The sequence below is a fragment of the Pseudomonas sp. PDM03 genome (assembly GCF_014852385.1).
GTDB classification, from domain to species: domain Bacteria; phylum Pseudomonadota; class Gammaproteobacteria; order Pseudomonadales; family Pseudomonadaceae; genus Aquipseudomonas; species Aquipseudomonas migulae.
The window spans coordinates 70,637-87,156 of sequence record NZ_JACVBM010000019.1 but is presented as its reverse complement, the minus strand read 5'-3'; the positions used below and the strand labels follow the sequence as shown (position 1 = coordinate 87,156).

Here is a 16,520-nt window from a genome sequence, read left to right as displayed (position 1 = left end):
ATTAACCGCCAGCCGCAGGCGCGAAGATCGAGCCCAGATAGGATTCGCTTTCGCCCAGGCTGATGCTGTCGTTCAACCCTTGGCGCAGGTATTTGGCCAGCTGCGGCTGCAGGGAAATCGCCAGGTCGGTCTCGCGATCACCGCCGGCGACGTAGGCGCCGACACTGATAAGGTCGCGACTCTGCTGATAGCGCGACCACAACTGCTTGAAATACTGGGCGCGGGTCATGTGTTCCGGCGACACCACCGACGGCATGACCCGGCTGATCGACGCTTCGATGTCGATGGCCGGGTAATGCCCTTCCTCAGCCAGACGCCGGGACAGGACGATGTGCCCGTCGAGCACACCCCGCGCCGCGTCGGCGATCGGATCCTGCTGGTCATCGCCTTCGGACAACACGGTATAAAACGCGGTGATCGAACCGCCGCCCTTTTCAGCGTTACCGGCCCGTTCCACCAGTTTCGGCAACTTGGCGAACACCGATGGCGGATAACCCTTTGTCGCCGGCGGCTCGCCAATGGCCAGGGCGATTTCCCGCTGGGCCTGGGCGAAACGAGTCAGCGAGTCCATCAGCAACAGGACATTCTTGCCCTTGTCGCGAAAATACTCGGCGATCCGCGTGCAATACATCGCGGCGCGCAGACGCATCAGCGGCGCATCGTCCGCCGGGGACGCCACGACCACCGAACGCTTGAGTCCTTCTTCACCGAGGATGTGCTCGATGAATTCCTTAACTTCGCGACCCCGTTCACCGATCAGCCCGACGACGATAATGTCGGCCTCGGTGAAGCGGGTCATCATGCCCAGCAGCACACTCTTGCCGACGCCGGTACCGGCGAACAGTCCGAGCCGCTGACCCCGACCGACCGTCAACAAGCCGTTGATGGAGCGAATGCCCACGTCCAGCGGCTCGCTGATCGGGTGACGCTTGAGCGGGTTGATCGTCGGGCCGTCCATCGGCACCCAGTCTTCAGCCTTCATGCCGCCCTTGCCGTCCAGCGCACGACCGGCGCCATCGAGCACCCGTCCGAGCATGCTCATGCCCATCGGCAGACGACCGGTATCGGCCAACGGCACCACACGGGCGCCGGGCGCGATGCCGGCGACGCTGCCGACCGGCATCAGAAAGACTTTGCTGCCGGAGAAGCCCATGACTTCGGCTTCAACCTGCACCGGATGGTAACTGTCGTCGTTGATGACCATGCAGCGGCTGCCCATGGCGGCGCGCAGGCCTTCAGCTTCGAGGGTCAGGCCGACCATGCGCAGCAAGCGGCCTTCAAGGATCGGTGCGCCGGCCAGCTCCGTGGCCTCGGCATAACTGCCCAGGCGCTTGGCGAAGCTGGTGCGATCAAGGCGCATCGGGAACGTCCGGCTCGGCTTCGACCGCAGGTTTGGCGTCGACGGCAGGTTTGGCCTCGATCGGCAGCTCCAGGCTCAGGTCCGGCGCGGCCGGGTGCAGGGCCTGTTCGTGCAATTGATCGAACAGTTTGTCCATGACCCGCGCGATGCGCGTTTCAACGGTGGCGTCGATACGACTGTGCTCAGTCTCGACCCGGCAACCGCCAGGCAACAAGGCTTCGTCCTCGACAATGCGCCAGGTTTCTTCATGGCGTTCGCGCAGGGCTTTGACCTGTTCGAAATCCTGCGGATTGATGTACAGCCGCACATTGCCCACGCCCAACGGCAACAGCTTGAGGGCGTCGCGCATGACGTGCTCGATCTGCGTCGAGTCGATGGCCAGCTCCCGCTGAATCACCTGTTTGGTGATGTGCTGAACGAGGTCGACCAGCGATTTTTCGATCTGGGTGTCTTGCTCGGCGATGGGCTCGAACAGGTTGGCCATCAGTTGCTCAAGCGCGGCGACTTTCGGCGCCAGGACCGCCTCTGCTTCCTGGCGGACCTTGAGCGTGGTGCTGTGAAAACCTTCTTTTTCGCCGGTGGCGAAGCCTTCGTTGTAGGCCTCCTGGCGAATGCTTTCGAGTTCTTCGAGGGTCAGTGGCTGGACTTCTTCCAGCGGCACTTCCTCCATTTCCGGCGGCTCGGGCTCTGGTTCCGGCTCGGGCTCCGGTGCAGGCGGGTCGAAACTGGGCAGCGACCAGGTGTCGAAACCCGCGACGTCCTTGGCGCGGATCAGGTCGGTCTGGGACTCATCATGTTTGGACGACATAGTGACCTTAGATCATCTCTTCGCCGCCCTTCCCGCCGAGAACGATTTCTCCGGCTTCGGCCATACGGCGAGCAATGGTGAGGATTTCTTTCTGTGCGGTTTCCACGTCGCTGACACGCACCGGGCCTTTGGCCTCGAGGTCGTCGCGCAACAGTTCGGCCGCCCGTTTGGACATGTTCTTGAAGATCTTTTCCTTGACGCCTTCGTCCGAGCCTTTGAGGGCCAGTACCAGTACATCGGAGGAGACTTCGCGCAGCAACGCCTGAATCCCGCGGTCGTCGACATCGGACAGGTTGTTGAACACGAACATGAGGTCTTCGATCTGACCGGACAGGTCTTCGTCGACTTCGCGGATCGAGTCCATCAGCTGACCTTCGATCGAGCTGTCGAGGAAGTTCATGATGTCGGCCGCACGCTTGATGCCACCCAGGGTGGTGCGCGAGGCATTCGAGTTGCCGGAGAACTGCTTCTCGAGAATCTGGTTGAGTTCTTTCAGGGCGGCTGGCTGCACGGTATTCAGCGAGGAAACCCGCAGAATGATGTCCAGTCGCACCTTGTGGTCAAAGTTGCCCAGCACTTCGCCGGCCTGGTCCGGGTCGAGATACGCCACGACGATCGCCTGAATCTGCGGGTGCTCGTAACGGATCACGTCGGCGACGGCGCGCGGTTCCATCCACTTCAGGCTGTCGAGGCCACTGGTGTTGCCGCCCAGCAGGATCCGGTCGATCAGGCCGTTGGCCTTGTCCTCGCCCAGCGCCTGAGTCAGCATTTTGCGCACGTAGTCGTCGGAGCCGACGCCCAGGCTGGTCTGATCGCCGACGATGTCGACGAACTCGCTCATCACCTGCTCGACCTGCTCACGGTGCACGTTACCCATCTGCGCCATGGCCACACCCACACGCTGGACCTCTTTGGGCCCCATGTGGCGCAGCACCTGGGCGGCATCGGTAGAACCGAGAGACAGCAGCAGAATTGCGGCTTTGTCGACCCGGGACAGTTTGGCGGCAACGGCTCGGTTATCACTCATCTGCGTTAATCCACTCTTTCACGACCTGGGCCACGCGACCCGGATCTTCTGCCACCAGACTCTTGATTGCGTTCAACTGTGCGTCATAGCCTTCGCTCGGGCTCGGCAGCAGGATGCTGGTCGGGCCGCCGAGGCTGACGCGGTCGTTGGCCAGTTCGCCGTCCAGGCCGCCCATGCCACCGAGTTCCACGTCGCCGCCAAAGCCGGCCAGCTGCTTGCCTTTGCCGCCATTGGTGATGTTGTTGAGCACCGGACGCAGCACACCGAACACCAGTATCAGGATGAACAAGACACCCAGCACTTGCTTGACGATGTCCCAGAACCACGGCTGGGAGTAGAACGGAATATCGGCAATCACTTCACCGCGTTCGGCGGAGAACGGCATGTTGATCACGCTGACGCTGTCACCACGACTGGCGTCGAAACCGACGGCGTCCTGTACCAGACGAGTGAAGCGCGCCAATTCGTCGGCGCTCCACGGTGCACGGGTGGTTTCGCCGTTGGCTGCGTTGATCTTGACCTGATCGTCCACCACTACCGACACCGACAGGCGATTCAAACGCCCTTGCTGTTGTTTGGTGTGGCTGATGGAACGGTCGAGCTCGAAGTTCTTGGTGGATTGTTGACGCTTGTCCGCCGGGTACGGTGCCAGCATCGGCTGACCGGTGGCCGGGTCCATGATTTGCTGACCGTTGGCATCCAGCAGTGGCTGGCCTGGCTGCACCATGCCGGCCGACGCGGTAGCGCCACCGGTGGTTTGCGGCGCCGAGGCTGGCGATGGCGGCTGGTTGCTCAGGGCACCCGGTACGCCTTGCGGGCCATTGCTGGCGGTGCGCTGCTCGTTGACCGACTGCTCGCTGCGCAACGCCGGCTGGTCCGGGTTGAACTGCTCGGAGGTCGACTCGACAGCACTGAAATCCACGTCCGCCGAGACTTCGGCTTTATAGCGGTCGTTGCCCAGCACCGGTTGCAGGATGTTGTGCACACGCTGAGTGAGCATGCTTTCCATACGACGACTGTAATCGAATTGCTTGCCGGCCATGGTCAGTTCGGAGTTCTCCGCCTGATCCGAGAGCAGGTTGCCCTTCTGGTCGACGACGGTGATCTGCGATTTGCTGAGTTCTGGAACGCTGGTCGCGACCAGGTTGATGATCGCCACCACCTGACCCGGCTCCAGCGAACGACCGGAATACAGCTCAACCAGCACCGAAGCGCTCGGCTTGCGCTCGTCACGTACGAACACCGAGCTTTTCGGAATCGCCAGGTGCACGCGGGCACCCTTGACGTTGTTCAGGCTGGAGATGGTCCGGGCCAGTTCGCCTTCGAGGCCGCGACGATAACGGGTCGCTTCCATGAACTGGCTGGTGCCGAGCCCCTGGTCCTTGTCGAGGATCTCGAAACCGATGTTGCCGTCGCTGGGAGTGACACCAGCGCCCGCGAGCTTCAGGCGCGCACGGGACAGGTCATCGGCCTTGACCAGCAAGGCACCGGAGTTCGGTTCAACGGTATAGGGAATGTCAGCCGCAGCCAGGGTATCCATGACTTGCTTGGCGTCCATACCGGCAAGGCTGCCGTAAAGAGGCCGGTAGTCCGGCTGCTGGGACCACAACACCACGGCGAAGCCAATCGCCACGCTCGCAGCCAGGCCGACCAACAGGCCCACCTGACGCAACATGGTCATCTCGGAGAGGTTTTCCAGGAAGGACAAGCCGAACAGCGGCGGTTTGCCGTCTATCGGTGTGGCCTTGGCCGGAACATTATCGGCGACTGCTTCTGCCATGACTCAATCTCGTCCTTAAACCGGCATCTGCATGATGTCTTGGTATGCCTGAACCAGCTTGTTACGCACTTGGGTCAACGCTTGGAAAGACACGCTGGCCTTCTGCGAAGAAATCATCACGTCCGTCAGGTCGACACCACTCTTGCCGATCTCGAAGGCACTGGCCAACTGACTGGAAGCTTGCTGGGTGTCGCTCACTTTATTGACGGCCTGACCGAGCATGTCGGAAAAGCTGCTGCCGCTCAATTCAGGGACGGCGGCAGTCGATTTCGGCGCAGACATGGCATCCATTTGCATGGAACGCATGTCCAGCATCAACCGATTGAATTCAATACCTTGGCTCATGGTCTACTCTCATTGACGACCCGCAATTTTTTGACACTCACTCGGCGGGTAGTGAGGTGTTAGCAACAAGGGTGCCATCTCCGTGGCCGCCCCGAACAAAAGCCCTTCATCAGCTCACAATTTTCTGCAGGAACGAGCCTGCTCGCGATGGTCGTGAGCGATAACGCGTCGCTCCTGACTCCATCGCGAGCAGGCTCGCTCCCATAAAGTAAAATCAGGTGGCGAACAGGTACGCTTCCACATCCATTCCGGCATCACGCATTTGCGCCAGTTTGTAACGCAGGGTGCGCGGGCTGATACCCAGACGCTCTGCCGCTTCCTTGCGACGACCCCGCTCAGAGCGCAAGGTATCGATGATCATCTGGAATTCGCGGCGACGCAGGTCGTCACCCAGCGCACCGGCAGACTCGGACTCGACTTCCACGCCCCGCACCGGCACGGCGGCCAATGCCGGCAACGGCGCACAGGCGACCGGCCCGGCCAGGCAGAAATCCTGCGGCTGGATCACACCGCCCTGCTGCAGAATCAATGCACGCTGAATCGCGTTATCCAGCTCCCGCACATTGCCCGGCCATGGATAGCCGATCAGACACGCCTGCGCCTCGGGCGACAGTCGCGCCGCCGCATGCTTCATTTTATTGACGTGCTTGGTCAGCAGCCGCTCGGCCAGCGGCAGGATGTCGGCGGTGCGTTCGCGCAACGGACGCCAGGCCAACGGAAATACGGACAGGCGATAGTAAAGGTCTTCACGGAAACGCCCTGCCGCCACTTCACCGGCAAGGTCACGATTGGTGGTGGCGACGACCCGAATATCCAGCGTGATCGGTTTGCGCGCGCCGACCCGCTCGACTTCACGCTCCTGCAACACGCGCAGCAACTTGGCTTGAAGACCCAGGGGCATTTCGGAAATTTCGTCGAGCAGAATGGTTCCGCCGTCGGCCTGCTCGAACTTGCCGGCCTGCGCCGCGATGGCACCAGTAAACGAACCCTTTTCGTGACCGAACAGCGTTGCCTCGAGCATGTTGTCGGGAATCGCCGCGCAATTGATCGCAATGAACGGCTGGCTGGCGCGATGAGAATGCTGATGGATGTAACGCGCCAGCACTTCTTTACCGGTCCCGGACTCACCGGAGATCAACACCGTCGAATCACTGCGCGCCACCCGTGCGGCCAATTCCAGCAACTGCGCACTGGCCGGCTCGAACGCTACAGGCCCCTCGCTGTCGGCAGCGCCGAGGCTGCCCAGCGCATGCCGCGCAACCAGATCCAGCAAAGCCTTGGGCTCGAACGGCTTGACCAGATAATCCGCCGCGCCCTGACGCATCGCATCGACCGCGCGCTCTACGGCGCCGTGCGCCGTCATCAGCAGCACCGGCAACTGCGGCTGGCGAGCACGCAATAATCCGAGCAGTTGATGGCCGTCCATGCCCGGCATGTTGACGTCACTGAGCACCAGGCTGAACGCCTCGGCTCCGACGGCGTCCAGCGCTTCTTCGGCCGACCCCACGGCTGTGTAGTCATGCCCTGCGAGCAACAACGTATCGGTCAGTGCTTCGCGTAATGCGCGGTCATCCTCGACCAGTAAAACCTTGATCCCCATGTCGTTCACTCCACTCCCTGAGCACTGCGCTTCTCATCAGAAAACAGCGGCAGAATCACCTGCGCACAGGTGCCGCGACCCAACCGCGAGTGCAGCTGCAATTCTCCCTGATGGGCACGAGCCACGGCCTTGACCACGGTCAGGCCAAGGCCGGTCCCGGTGGTTTTAGTGGTAAAAAATGGCTCGCCCAAACGCGCCAGCACTTTCGTATCGATGCCGCTGCCGCTGTCACTGACGCAGACACGCAGGTTGTTGTCTCGGGTGTAGAGATGGACTTTCAAGCGAACGTCGCCGGCACTGGCCTGGATCGCGTTCTCGATCAGATTGAGAATCGCCCCGACCAGCGTGTCACGATTGCACAGCAACTCACCCGCATGACTGTCGCACTGCCAGCGAACCGGCAAATCCTGCACATGGGTCAGCGCCGCTGCCTGCAAGGATTGCATCAGCATTTTCGGTGTGACGCGATCGGTCAGCGGCAGCTCGCCACGGGCGAACACCAGCATGTCGCGCACTTGATGCTCCAGCTCATGCAAACGCTCTTTAAGCCGCCCGGCAAAACGTTGCTGCGTGGCAACCGGCAGTTCTTGCTCGGTCAAATGACTGGCGTAAAGCAATGCGGCGGACAGCGGCGTACGAATCTGGTGAGCCAGCGACGCAACCATTCGACCGAGGGAAGACAGGCGTTCGTGGCGAGCCAGTTGATCTTGCAGATGACGGGTTTCGGTCAGGTCATTGAGCAACACCAACTGGCCGGGCTCGGCATCCAGCGAGCGGGTGGCGATCGACAGACGCCGACCGTCCTTGAGCGAGATTTCGTGACCGTCGTCTTCGCGCGGCGCGAAGCATCGGGCAATGACATGACGCCACAGCTCGCCTTCGAGAGGCAGGCCGAGCAATTCACAAGCAGCGGGATTGGCTTCACGCACGATGCCTTGGGCGTCGATGACGATAACGCCGCCGGGCAATAGATCGAGGAGGTTTTGCAGGCGGTTGGCCAGGCGTTCTTTTTCCGCCAGTTCCTGCATGCGCTGAGCGCTGACCACCGCCAGCTCGCCCTTGAGCTCGGCAACCCGGGCTTCGAGCATGCTGTAGGAGTCGGTCAACTGACTGGACATCTGGTTGAACAACGCGAAAGCCTGCTCAAGGCCAAGCCGGCTTGCCTGCTCTACGGACGACGTTTGTCCCGAAGCATCAGGGACAGGAGACATCTGGGCGGCTTGGGGCATCGGGCTCTCTCGCTTGGCTGACCGTCAGTTAAACGGAACGTTGCGAGGGATGTAGCAATACCCGTGCCTAAAAAAAACCGCCTACAAATGAACGACTTGAAAAACAGGCGTCAATCATCCGCCTGTTCATCACCGTCGCGACGGCTCATGCCGTACTTGCGCATCTTCTCTACCAGCGTGGTACGACGGATCCGCAACCGCTCGGCAGCGCGCGCCACGATGCCATTGGCATCATCCAGCGCCTGCTGGATCAGGCCCTGTTCCAGACCACCGAGGTAGTCTTTCAGGTCCAGGCCTTCCGGCGGCAGCATGGCGTTGGCGGTGAAGTCCGGAGTGTGGCCGTTGATGGCCACGCGCTCTTCAAGATCGCTGCGCAGGCTGTCGACCAGTTGCTCGTCTTCGTCATCGACGTAACGGAATTTCTTCGGTAACTCGACCACACCGATCACCCCGTACGGGTGCATGATCGCCATGCGCTCCACCAGGTTGGCCAGTTCGCGAACGTTGCCCGGCCAGCCGTGACGGCACAGCGACATGATCGCTGCGGAGTTGAAACGGATCGAACCGCGCTTCTCGTGCTCCATGCGCGAGATCAACTCGTTCATCAGCAGCGGAATGTCTTCGACACGTTCACGCAGCGGTGCCATCTCGATAGGGAACACGTTCAGGCGGTAGTACAAGTCTTCGCGGAAAGTGCCGATCTCGATCATGCTTTCGAGATTCTTGTGAGTCGCCGCGATGATGCGCACATCAACGCTTTGGGTCTTGTTGCTGCCCACGCGTTCGAAAGTACGCTCCTGCAGCACGCGCAGCAGCTTGACCTGCATCGGCAGCGGCATGTCGCCGATTTCGTCGAGGAACAGCGTGCCGCCGTTGGCCAGTTCAAAGCGCCCGGCGCGACTGGTGATCGCCCCGGTGAAGGCGCCCTTCTCATGACCGAACAATTCACTTTCCAGCAACTCGGCCGGGATCGCCCCGCAGTTGACCGGGACGAACGGCGCGTCACGACGCTTGGAATGGTAGTGCAGGTTGCGCGCGACCACTTCCTTGCCAGTCCCCGACTCGCCGAGGATCAGCACGCTGGCGTCGGTGTCGGCAACTTGCTGCATCATCTGACGGACGTGTTGAATCGCCCGGCTGGTGCCGACAAGACTGCGGAAAAGGTTGGGCTCACGATGACGACCGCGCTCGCGGGCCTGGTCGTACATCTCGCGATAGACCTGGGCACGGTGCAGCGAATCGAGCAGTTTGCTGTAGCTGGGTGGCATTTCGAGGGTCGAAAGCACTCGGCGACGCTGGTCTTCTGGCAGGTCAACGGAAGAATTATCGCCCATTAACAAAACCGGAAGGAACTCATCCCAGGTAGAGAGTGTCTTTAACAAGCCCGGAAGTGCACCAGGAGCATTGACCGTCCCGATGAGGACACAGATCACTTCACGACTTGATGACAAAGAGCCGACAGCCTGCTGCCAGTCATGGCTACCGCAGGGTAAATTTTCTTCGCCAAGAAAATTTAAAATCACCGCCAGGTCGCGGCGGCGGACGCTATCGTCATCAATCAGCAGAATTTTGGTTTCACGCCACATGCAATAGCAACTTCCCTAGTCAACTCAATGCCCGAAATGATGGGGCAAGCTAGACGCTTGCAGACACGTTATGCCTGTAGACGCCTGAAATCTGGAACCAGCCACTAGTTAAGTCAAAAAACCGTGCACAGTCAAATTTATGGCGCACTATGTTTGGATTAACTGAGGATTAATTAACCAAACAGATGGTAAACCTTTGCAGCGTTCTGTGCTTGATGGATCTGCGACATCTCATCAACTATTGCTTGTCGTTCCCCTGTCGCCGCCTCCAGAAGCTGCTTATACACCCCCAGCAACTCCTCAAGATTGTCGCGCAAGGCGGCCTCGTCTACCGAAGCTTCACTCAAGACGTCTTCCATGCAGGAACGACAAGCCAGATCCAACTCACCGATGGCTTCCCAATTGCGCTCGGCCAAGGCACCGACGAGGGCATCACGGGTGTGTTCGATACGCTGCAATACAAGACTCATGGTGATCTCCTTAAAACTGCGGACCCGGTGCGGCGATAGCATCCCAGCCGTCTTTGACGGTGCGAAGCAAATCAGCGACTTCGTCGAGAATCTTTGGATCGGTTTTGACGTTGGCTTCTGTCAGACGCTTCATCATGTAGGTGTACAGCTTGTCCAACTCACCCACAGACTCAACAGAATTTTCCAGGTCCAGGCCTTCACGCAAGCCGCCGATGATCCCGATCGCCTTGCCGATGAAAATGCCTTTGTTGGGGATATCCTTGCGCTCCATGGCACCCTTGGCCTGAGCGATGCGATCCAGCCCACCCTCCATGAGCATTTGCACCAGGCGATGGGGGCTGGCTTCGGAAGTCTGGGCTTGAGCGCCAATCTTCTGGTACTGCCGAAGGGCTAACATCGGGTTCATGTTCTACCTCATCCAAACTTTGTGATTCGTATAGCCAGTGTATCGACACGGCGTCAAAAAACTTTAGATTGAAACAAAAAAAGCCCGACAGGCGGAATCCGCTGCCGGGCTTTTGGCGCTTGCGCGTTACGAGGCGTTTTTCTGCGCGTTCATTGCCTCGAACATCGAGGTAATGTTGTTCCCCGTGGCCTTGAGCTTGCCGACCAGGAGATCCATGTCGTTATACTTTTTGGTCAGCACGGCTGTCAGCGTCTCGATCCGACGATCCAGTGCCTCCTGCTGGCTGGCCAGGTTGGTTTTAACCTTCGCCAGGCTGGCCGAACGCGCATCGAGGATGCCTTCGTTGCCAGTGACGGTATAAGGCGTAATCGCCGAATTCATTCGTTCCAGCAGCCCCTTGGCCGCATCGCCGGTCGCCGCTGGATCACCCAGGAACAGCTTCTGAATTTCACCACCCAGTTTCTGCGTATCCATCGCCGCAGAGAACTTGGTGCTGTCAAAATCGAGCGCACCGGTTTTCTGGTTAGTGGTAATACCCAACTGCGAAAGAACGGTCAGTTTGTCGCCAGCACCGGTACTTGCCAACGGCTCACGGATCGACGCCAGAACACTGCGACCCAGCGAGTCACCGGTCAATGCCGCGGGAATGGTTGGCTTGCCATCTTTATCCAGGGAGGGCTTGCTCAGCGTACTGACGGTGGTGACCACCTGGTTGTAAGCGTCGACAAAGGCCTGGATCGATTTTTTCAAACCGTCACTGTTCGGCCCGACCGTCACAGTGGAGGTCGCCCCACCCCCAGCCACCAGATTCAGTGTCAGGCCGGAAATGGCGCTATCCACGGTATTGGATTTGCTGGAGATAGCCAGCCCGTCAACCGTGAAGCTGGCATTCGCAGCGAGTTCGCCGATGGCACCCGCCGAATTCTCATCAGGCGTGGGACCCATTTTCTGGCCCGTGGTAATTTCCAGGCCCGGAATACCACCGAGCGTGATATCGGAACCCAAACCGGTCGCGGTAGACCCCAGGACCAGACGCGAACCGAAGGAGTCAGTGACAATGTTGGCACTGAAGCCATTGGCGCCTTGCTGGGTGTTGATCGCATCCCGCACCGTCTGCAACGTAGCGCCAGGAGGAATGGTGACCGGTCGGGCAATACCATTTTGAGAGATATTGAGCGTACCGTCCTGAATGGCACTGGTAGGGCCAAGGGGAAACGCAGCGGTCGCCACCTTGGATGAAGTCGCAAGGGAGTTGACCTTGATGACATATGTGCCGTTGACCGCCGAGTTACTGGCGACAGAGGTCAGCACTTTGGGATCGGAACTCGTGGCGTTGTAACCCAGGAACTGAGGGGTCTTGGTATCACCAAGGTTTTTGATCGCGGCCTGGAAATTCGCCAACACACTCTTGAGGGTCCCGACACCGGAAATCTGCGATGTATTGGTGTTCGTCTGCCGGTTGATCTGGGTTTGCTTGGCCGACTTATCAGCATCAACCAAAGCTTTGACGATAGCCGTGGTGTCAAGGCCGGAGCCTAACCCCAGACCCGGTAGAATTGGACTTGCCATGTGGGACTCCCTTCAGTGTGTCGCCGGCCTTTTGACCATTACAACGCCCAAAAGAACATAGCAACAAAATTCGTGCCAGCTGTCAGACTTTAGCGCTGAACAACAGGCTGCTTGCATCATTCAAACTATTGGCCAGTTTGAGCACTTCTTCGTTGGGGATCTGGCGAACCACTTCACCCGAGTCGCTGGCAATCACTCTGACAATTACTTTGCCTGAAGGCTCATCGATCGAGAACTCCAGATTGCGCTTGACCGATTGAACGAACTTTTCAATTTCCTGAACGGCCATCTTCAGTTTGTCCTGCTCGGTTACCACGTCTTTTGGCTCATCCTTGACCGTTGCCACTTTGGCAGCATCGGCTCGAGGCTTCTCCACCGGATGGTCAGCAACAGTCGTCGCCGGCTTCGCAGCTGGATAAGACAAGTTCAGCTTCACGCTCATATCCATGTCCATCACCTCTTAAACTGAAAAAGCGAGAGAGCGCGCGTGCGCACTCCCCCGCCAAAACCTACTCAGCTATTACTGAAGCAGTTTCAGTACAGCGGATGGCAGTTGGTTGGCCTGAGCCAGAACTGCGGTGGAAGCTTGTTGCAGAGTTTGTTGCTTGGTCAGCTGTGCAGTTTCAGCAGCGAAGTCGGTATCTTGTACGCGGCTCAGTGCAGCACTGGCGTTTTCGTTGATGTTCTGCAGGTTGGAGATCGTGGTGGAGAAACGGTTCTGAGCAGCACCGAGGTCAGCACGAGTGGAGTTGATTTTGTCCAGAGCAACGTTGATTGCCGAGATTGCCGACAGAACAGAGTTGTGGTTACCCGAGTTGGAAGTACCGGAGATGGTGGTACCGGTCATGCCCAGGGCGCTGGCGTCGAAGCTGGTCGACAGGGTCAGAGTGATCTGGTTGTCGGAAGTAGTGTTCGAACCTACCTGGAATTCCATTGCGCCAGCAGTACCGTCGATCAGCGCTTTGCCGTTCAGGTTGGTGGACTGAGCAATACGGGTCAGTTCTGCAACCGACTGTTGGTATTCTTTGTCCAGAGCGGTACGGTCAGCAGTGCCGTTGGAGTCGTTTCGCGATTGCAGTGCAATTTCACGCATACGTTGCAGAATGTTGGTCGACTCTTGCAGAGCGCCTTCAGCGGTCTGAGCGATCGAAACACCGTCGTTGGCGTTTTTGATAGCCATGGTCTGACCACGGATCTGCGAGGTCATACGGTTAGCGATTTGCAGGCCGGCGGCGTCGTCTTTGGCGCTGTTGATTTTCAGGCCGGAAGACAGGCGAGTCATCGAAGTCGAAAGCGCATCGGAAGCACGGTTCAGGTTCTTCTGAACGTTCAGCGACGTAGTGTTGGTGTTTACTGTCAAAGCCATGACGAATTCCTCGTTGGTTGGGTACTGCGGCTTCCGGCCCTGGCAACCGCCGGGTATGGCCTAGAGAACCTTCGTAATAGTTATCGTCGCGAATGCAGGTTGCTTTAGGCCATTTTGAAAAAAATTTGCCATCACACTGCCACCCCCCATAAAACAAGGGCTTGGCGGCAAGCCAATCCAAAAAAGTGACGTCAGGGAAATGCCGGTAACGGGACAGCGAGGACTCGCCTGTACCGGCACATTGTCAAAAGCCTTGACCGGCCGTGGCCGCTTCCAGCAATTGGGGCAACTCACAATCAAGATAATCGGCCAGCGCCAACCAATCCTGCGCCTCCTGACGGGCCTGCATGTGGGTGAGCAACGCCGTCCAGCCGGATTGGACCTCGACAGTCTCGTGCCCCATTGCGGATTGCACATCACTGCATATCTGGACCATGAGCAGCGCCGCTTCGACATCTCGCCCCAGACGGAACAAAACAGAACACTGACGCGCCTCGGCAATCAGGGAGGATCCAGTCATCGCGTGAGCTCCGGGTGAAACGTCGTGCCGACAATCATCGCCCCTGCCCGACTGCTGTTATAGAAAGCCATCTGAGGATGCCCGGCGATGTACCGTTCCAGCTCGCACAAGTAACTGCGGAAATTGAGCTGCGTCTTGACTCGCTGACCGTGGCCATCGAGCACCCAGTGCCGGGCGGCGCCCACGTTCGGCCCAAGGTCACCGTCATTCCAGCCGGCGTGGGTCTTGTTGTTCGGAAAAGCAAAATCGGCGCCGAACAGCGTGATCTGGCTGGCCCCCATGTGTACCGCCAGGTCCACCGCCGGGTGAATCACACTGCCACCGACAAACAGTTGGGCCTTGGGCAACTGCTCGCGCATGTCCCTATAGACAGGGCTGGCGGAATAGGCCACGTAACGCTTGCCCTGCCAGCCCCCCAAGACCTCAGGATCAACCATGGGCATGTAGACCAGCGTGATATCGCGCGTGGCATCGGGCGGCAAATGTCGCGTCGAGATGCGCTGATCAATCGTGACCACCACATCCGGTTTGATCCCATGCTCGATAAGCGGTCGGTAGGCCGTATCGACGCAAATGAACAACGGCCGCTGCGCCTGTTCGCGTACCGCGCGCAGCGTGTCGAAGTGCTGTTCCAGGCTGGGTCCGGTGGCAATGACAAACACTTCCCTGCCGGAACAGGTGGCAAACAGCTCGGCAGCATCGGCATCGGCGCGAACACGCTCGACACTCGCCTGCAAACGCTCGGCAATCTCCGGATTGTCGGCATTGAATTCGCGATTGTTGAAGGTCAAGTGGGTTTCGCTGATCAGCCGGTCACGGATCTTGGCGTTGTAGTCGTCCGCCAGCACCAGCTCCGAAGGCAGCGCGAAGTACGGCAACTGGATTTCCGCCAGATCGCCGGCGTACAGCAGCACCACTCGTGAATCGGCGAGCCACGACTGTTGATCGAGCAGTTGCAGCACCAGGGAAAACACCGCGCCGTTCAGAATGTGCACGTACAACCGTTCAAGCCCGGTTCGCTCCAGCAATTGCAGCTGCAAATCCCCCAGCCCGGTGCCATAGACATGCACCACCGGACTGTCGACAGGCAGGCTGCCGGCCTGGAGCAACGCTTCGCGAGTGCGGTCATGGCGACTGGTCAACTGAATGCCATTGATGCTCAATGTCGAGCCCTGGCCATCCACCAGATCAGCGCGCAACTCGGCGCTGTTCTCCACCGACAGTCGATGCCAGACCTTGGGCCAACGCCGCTGAATCAACTCGCCGTTGCGCTCAAACAACTCGCTCATGGAGCCTCGCTTTTCATTCGGGCAAAAAAAAAATAGCGCTCAAGGTTACACCTTGAACGCTATTTTTATGCCTGGCTTTTGAAGGATCAAGGGCGATAGATAATCGCCGAGCCCCATGACAAACCAACGCCGAAACCGCTCAACGCCACACGTTTCCAGGTGGAGTCCAGCACGTGTTTCTCCAGCAGCAGCGGGATACTCGACGACACGGTGTTGCCGGTCTCGACCATGTCCTTGATGAACTTCTCCGGCTCGCCTTCGAAGCGTCGAGCCACAGCGTCGACAATCGCGGCACTGCCCTGGTGAATGCAGAACGCATCGATATCGTCAGCGGTGAGCTGCGAATCGGTCAGCAGTTCGTGCAAGTGCGCCGGGACTTTCAGCAGCGCGAAGTTGAACACCTGACGGCCGTTCATGAAGAACACCCCGTCGGTCACCTTCAGGTGCGGCGCACCGGAACCGTCGGTGCCGAACTTGGCCTTGCCCAGTTGCCATGGCGCGTTTTCGCCCATCCAGGTTGCAGTGGCGGCATCGCCAAACAGCATGGTGGTGTTGCGGTCTTCCGGGTCGACGATCTTCGAGTACGGATCTGCGGTGATCAGCAGGCCATTCTTCAAGCCTGCGGCTTCCATGAAGCCCTTGATGGCGTAGATGCCGTAGACGTAGCCCGAGCAACCCAGGGAAATATCGAACGCGGCGACGGTGGTCGGCAGGCCCAGTTTGTCCTGAACGATGGCGGCGGTGTGCGGCAGGCCTTCTTCGTCGCCGTTCTGCGTGACGACGATCAGCACGTCGATGTCTTCACGTTTCAAGTCCGGATTGTTGGCGAACAGCGCATTGGCTGCTTCGACACACAGGTCCGAGGTTTCCTGACCAGCGTCTTTGCGCGGCAGGAAGGCCGAACCGATCTTGCCCAGGATGAATTCTTCATCCTTTTCGAATTTTGCACCTTGTGCGTAATTGTCCACGCCGGCTACAGGAACGTAGCTCGCAATGCTTTTTATGCCAATCATTACGGCTTCCCAATAATAAACAGCCCAATACCACCGCTCGTAATGATTCGAGGGGCGCCGACAAACGGAGAAAAATGCCGCCTCATTGAGGCGACAGCGGGAAGAATAAAAGGCTATCACTGGGCCAAAAACAGGCCAGGCGCCACCTTCCC

General features: G+C 59.0%; 16 protein-coding genes. All 16 read right to left on the bottom strand.

What is annotated here, in order from left to right; translation table 11 throughout:
• Position 1 precedes the first annotated feature (1 nt).
• The 16 genes from fliI to IB254_RS22990 all read right to left on the bottom strand — a co-directional run bounded on the left by fliI (position 2) and on the right by IB254_RS22990 (position 16,368).
• On the bottom strand, positions 2-1,360 hold the full coding sequence (gene fliI, locus IB254_RS23065) for a flagellar protein export ATPase FliI (RefSeq protein ID WP_192419604.1): 1,359 nt from the start codon (positions 1,358-1,360) through the stop codon (positions 2-4).
• Positions 1,350-2,168, bottom strand: coding sequence for a flagellar assembly protein FliH (gene fliH / locus IB254_RS23060; protein ID WP_192419603.1), 819 nt, complete (start codon positions 2,166-2,168; stop codon positions 1,350-1,352). The genes fliI and fliH overlap by 11 nt, the downstream gene beginning before the upstream one ends.
• A 7-nt stretch (positions 2,169-2,175) precedes the next feature.
• Positions 2,176-3,195 (bottom strand): flagellar motor switch protein FliG, encoded by a 1,020-nt coding sequence (gene fliG / locus IB254_RS23055; RefSeq protein ID WP_008006649.1) that lies wholly within the window; start codon positions 3,193-3,195, stop codon positions 2,176-2,178.
• A complete protein-coding gene (gene fliF / locus IB254_RS23050) occupies positions 3,188-4,975 on the bottom strand; it encodes a flagellar basal-body MS-ring/collar protein FliF (protein ID WP_008044586.1) in 1,788 nt (595 codons plus the stop codon). The genes fliG and fliF overlap by 8 nt, the downstream gene beginning before the upstream one ends.
• 15 nt (positions 4,976-4,990) lie before the next feature.
• Positions 4,991-5,320: a flagellar hook-basal body complex protein FliE gene (gene fliE / locus IB254_RS23045; RefSeq protein ID WP_008044594.1), complete on the bottom strand. Its 330-nt coding sequence runs from the start codon at positions 5,318-5,320 to the stop codon at positions 4,991-4,993.
• 214 nt (positions 5,321-5,534) lie between these two features.
• A complete protein-coding gene (locus tag IB254_RS23040) occupies positions 5,535-6,920 on the bottom strand; it encodes a sigma-54-dependent transcriptional regulator (protein ID WP_192419602.1) in 1,386 nt (461 codons plus the stop codon).
• A 5-nt stretch (positions 6,921-6,925) separates the two neighbouring features.
• Entirely contained in the window at positions 6,926-8,149 is a 1,224-nt protein-coding gene (locus IB254_RS23035) for a sensor histidine kinase (protein WP_412548232.1), read from the bottom strand.
• A gap of 110 nt (positions 8,150-8,259) precedes the next feature.
• Positions 8,260-9,735 carry a sigma-54 dependent transcriptional regulator gene (locus IB254_RS23030; RefSeq protein WP_008044600.1) on the bottom strand — a complete coding sequence of 492 codons (1,476 nt, stop codon included), beginning with the start codon at positions 9,733-9,735 and terminating at the stop codon, positions 8,260-8,262.
• A gap of 173 nt (positions 9,736-9,908) precedes the next feature.
• Positions 9,909-10,205 (bottom strand): hypothetical protein, encoded by a 297-nt coding sequence (locus IB254_RS23025; RefSeq protein WP_008044601.1) that lies wholly within the window; start codon positions 10,203-10,205, stop codon positions 9,909-9,911.
• 10 nt (positions 10,206-10,215) lie between these two features.
• Positions 10,216-10,611, bottom strand: coding sequence for a flagellar export chaperone FliS (gene fliS / locus IB254_RS23020; RefSeq protein WP_008035229.1), 396 nt, complete (start codon positions 10,609-10,611; stop codon positions 10,216-10,218).
• A gap of 126 nt (positions 10,612-10,737) precedes the next feature.
• Positions 10,738-12,180 carry a flagellar filament capping protein FliD gene (gene fliD / locus IB254_RS23015; protein ID WP_192419601.1) on the bottom strand — a complete coding sequence of 481 codons (1,443 nt, stop codon included), beginning with the start codon at positions 12,178-12,180 and terminating at the stop codon, positions 10,738-10,740.
• An 82-nt stretch (positions 12,181-12,262) separates the two neighbouring features.
• Entirely contained in the window at positions 12,263-12,628 is a 366-nt protein-coding gene (locus IB254_RS23010) for a flagellar protein FlaG (RefSeq protein WP_192419599.1), read from the bottom strand.
• A gap of 72 nt (positions 12,629-12,700) precedes the next feature.
• A complete protein-coding gene (locus IB254_RS23005) occupies positions 12,701-13,546 on the bottom strand; it encodes a flagellin domain-containing protein (protein ID WP_192419597.1) in 846 nt (281 codons plus the stop codon).
• A gap of 244 nt (positions 13,547-13,790) precedes the next feature.
• Positions 13,791-14,066, bottom strand: a complete 276-nt coding sequence (locus tag IB254_RS23000) for a hypothetical protein (protein ID WP_192419596.1) — start codon at positions 14,064-14,066, stop codon at positions 13,791-13,793.
• A complete protein-coding gene (locus tag IB254_RS22995; protein WP_192419595.1) occupies positions 14,063-15,355 on the bottom strand; it encodes a motility associated factor glycosyltransferase family protein in 1,293 nt (430 codons plus the stop codon). The genes IB254_RS23000 and IB254_RS22995 overlap by 4 nt, the downstream gene beginning before the upstream one ends.
• An 86-nt stretch (positions 15,356-15,441) precedes the next feature.
• Positions 15,442-16,368 carry a ketoacyl-ACP synthase III gene (locus IB254_RS22990; protein WP_008035244.1) on the bottom strand — a complete coding sequence of 309 codons (927 nt, stop codon included), beginning with the start codon at positions 16,366-16,368 and terminating at the stop codon, positions 15,442-15,444.
• Positions 16,369-16,520 lie beyond the last annotated feature (152 nt).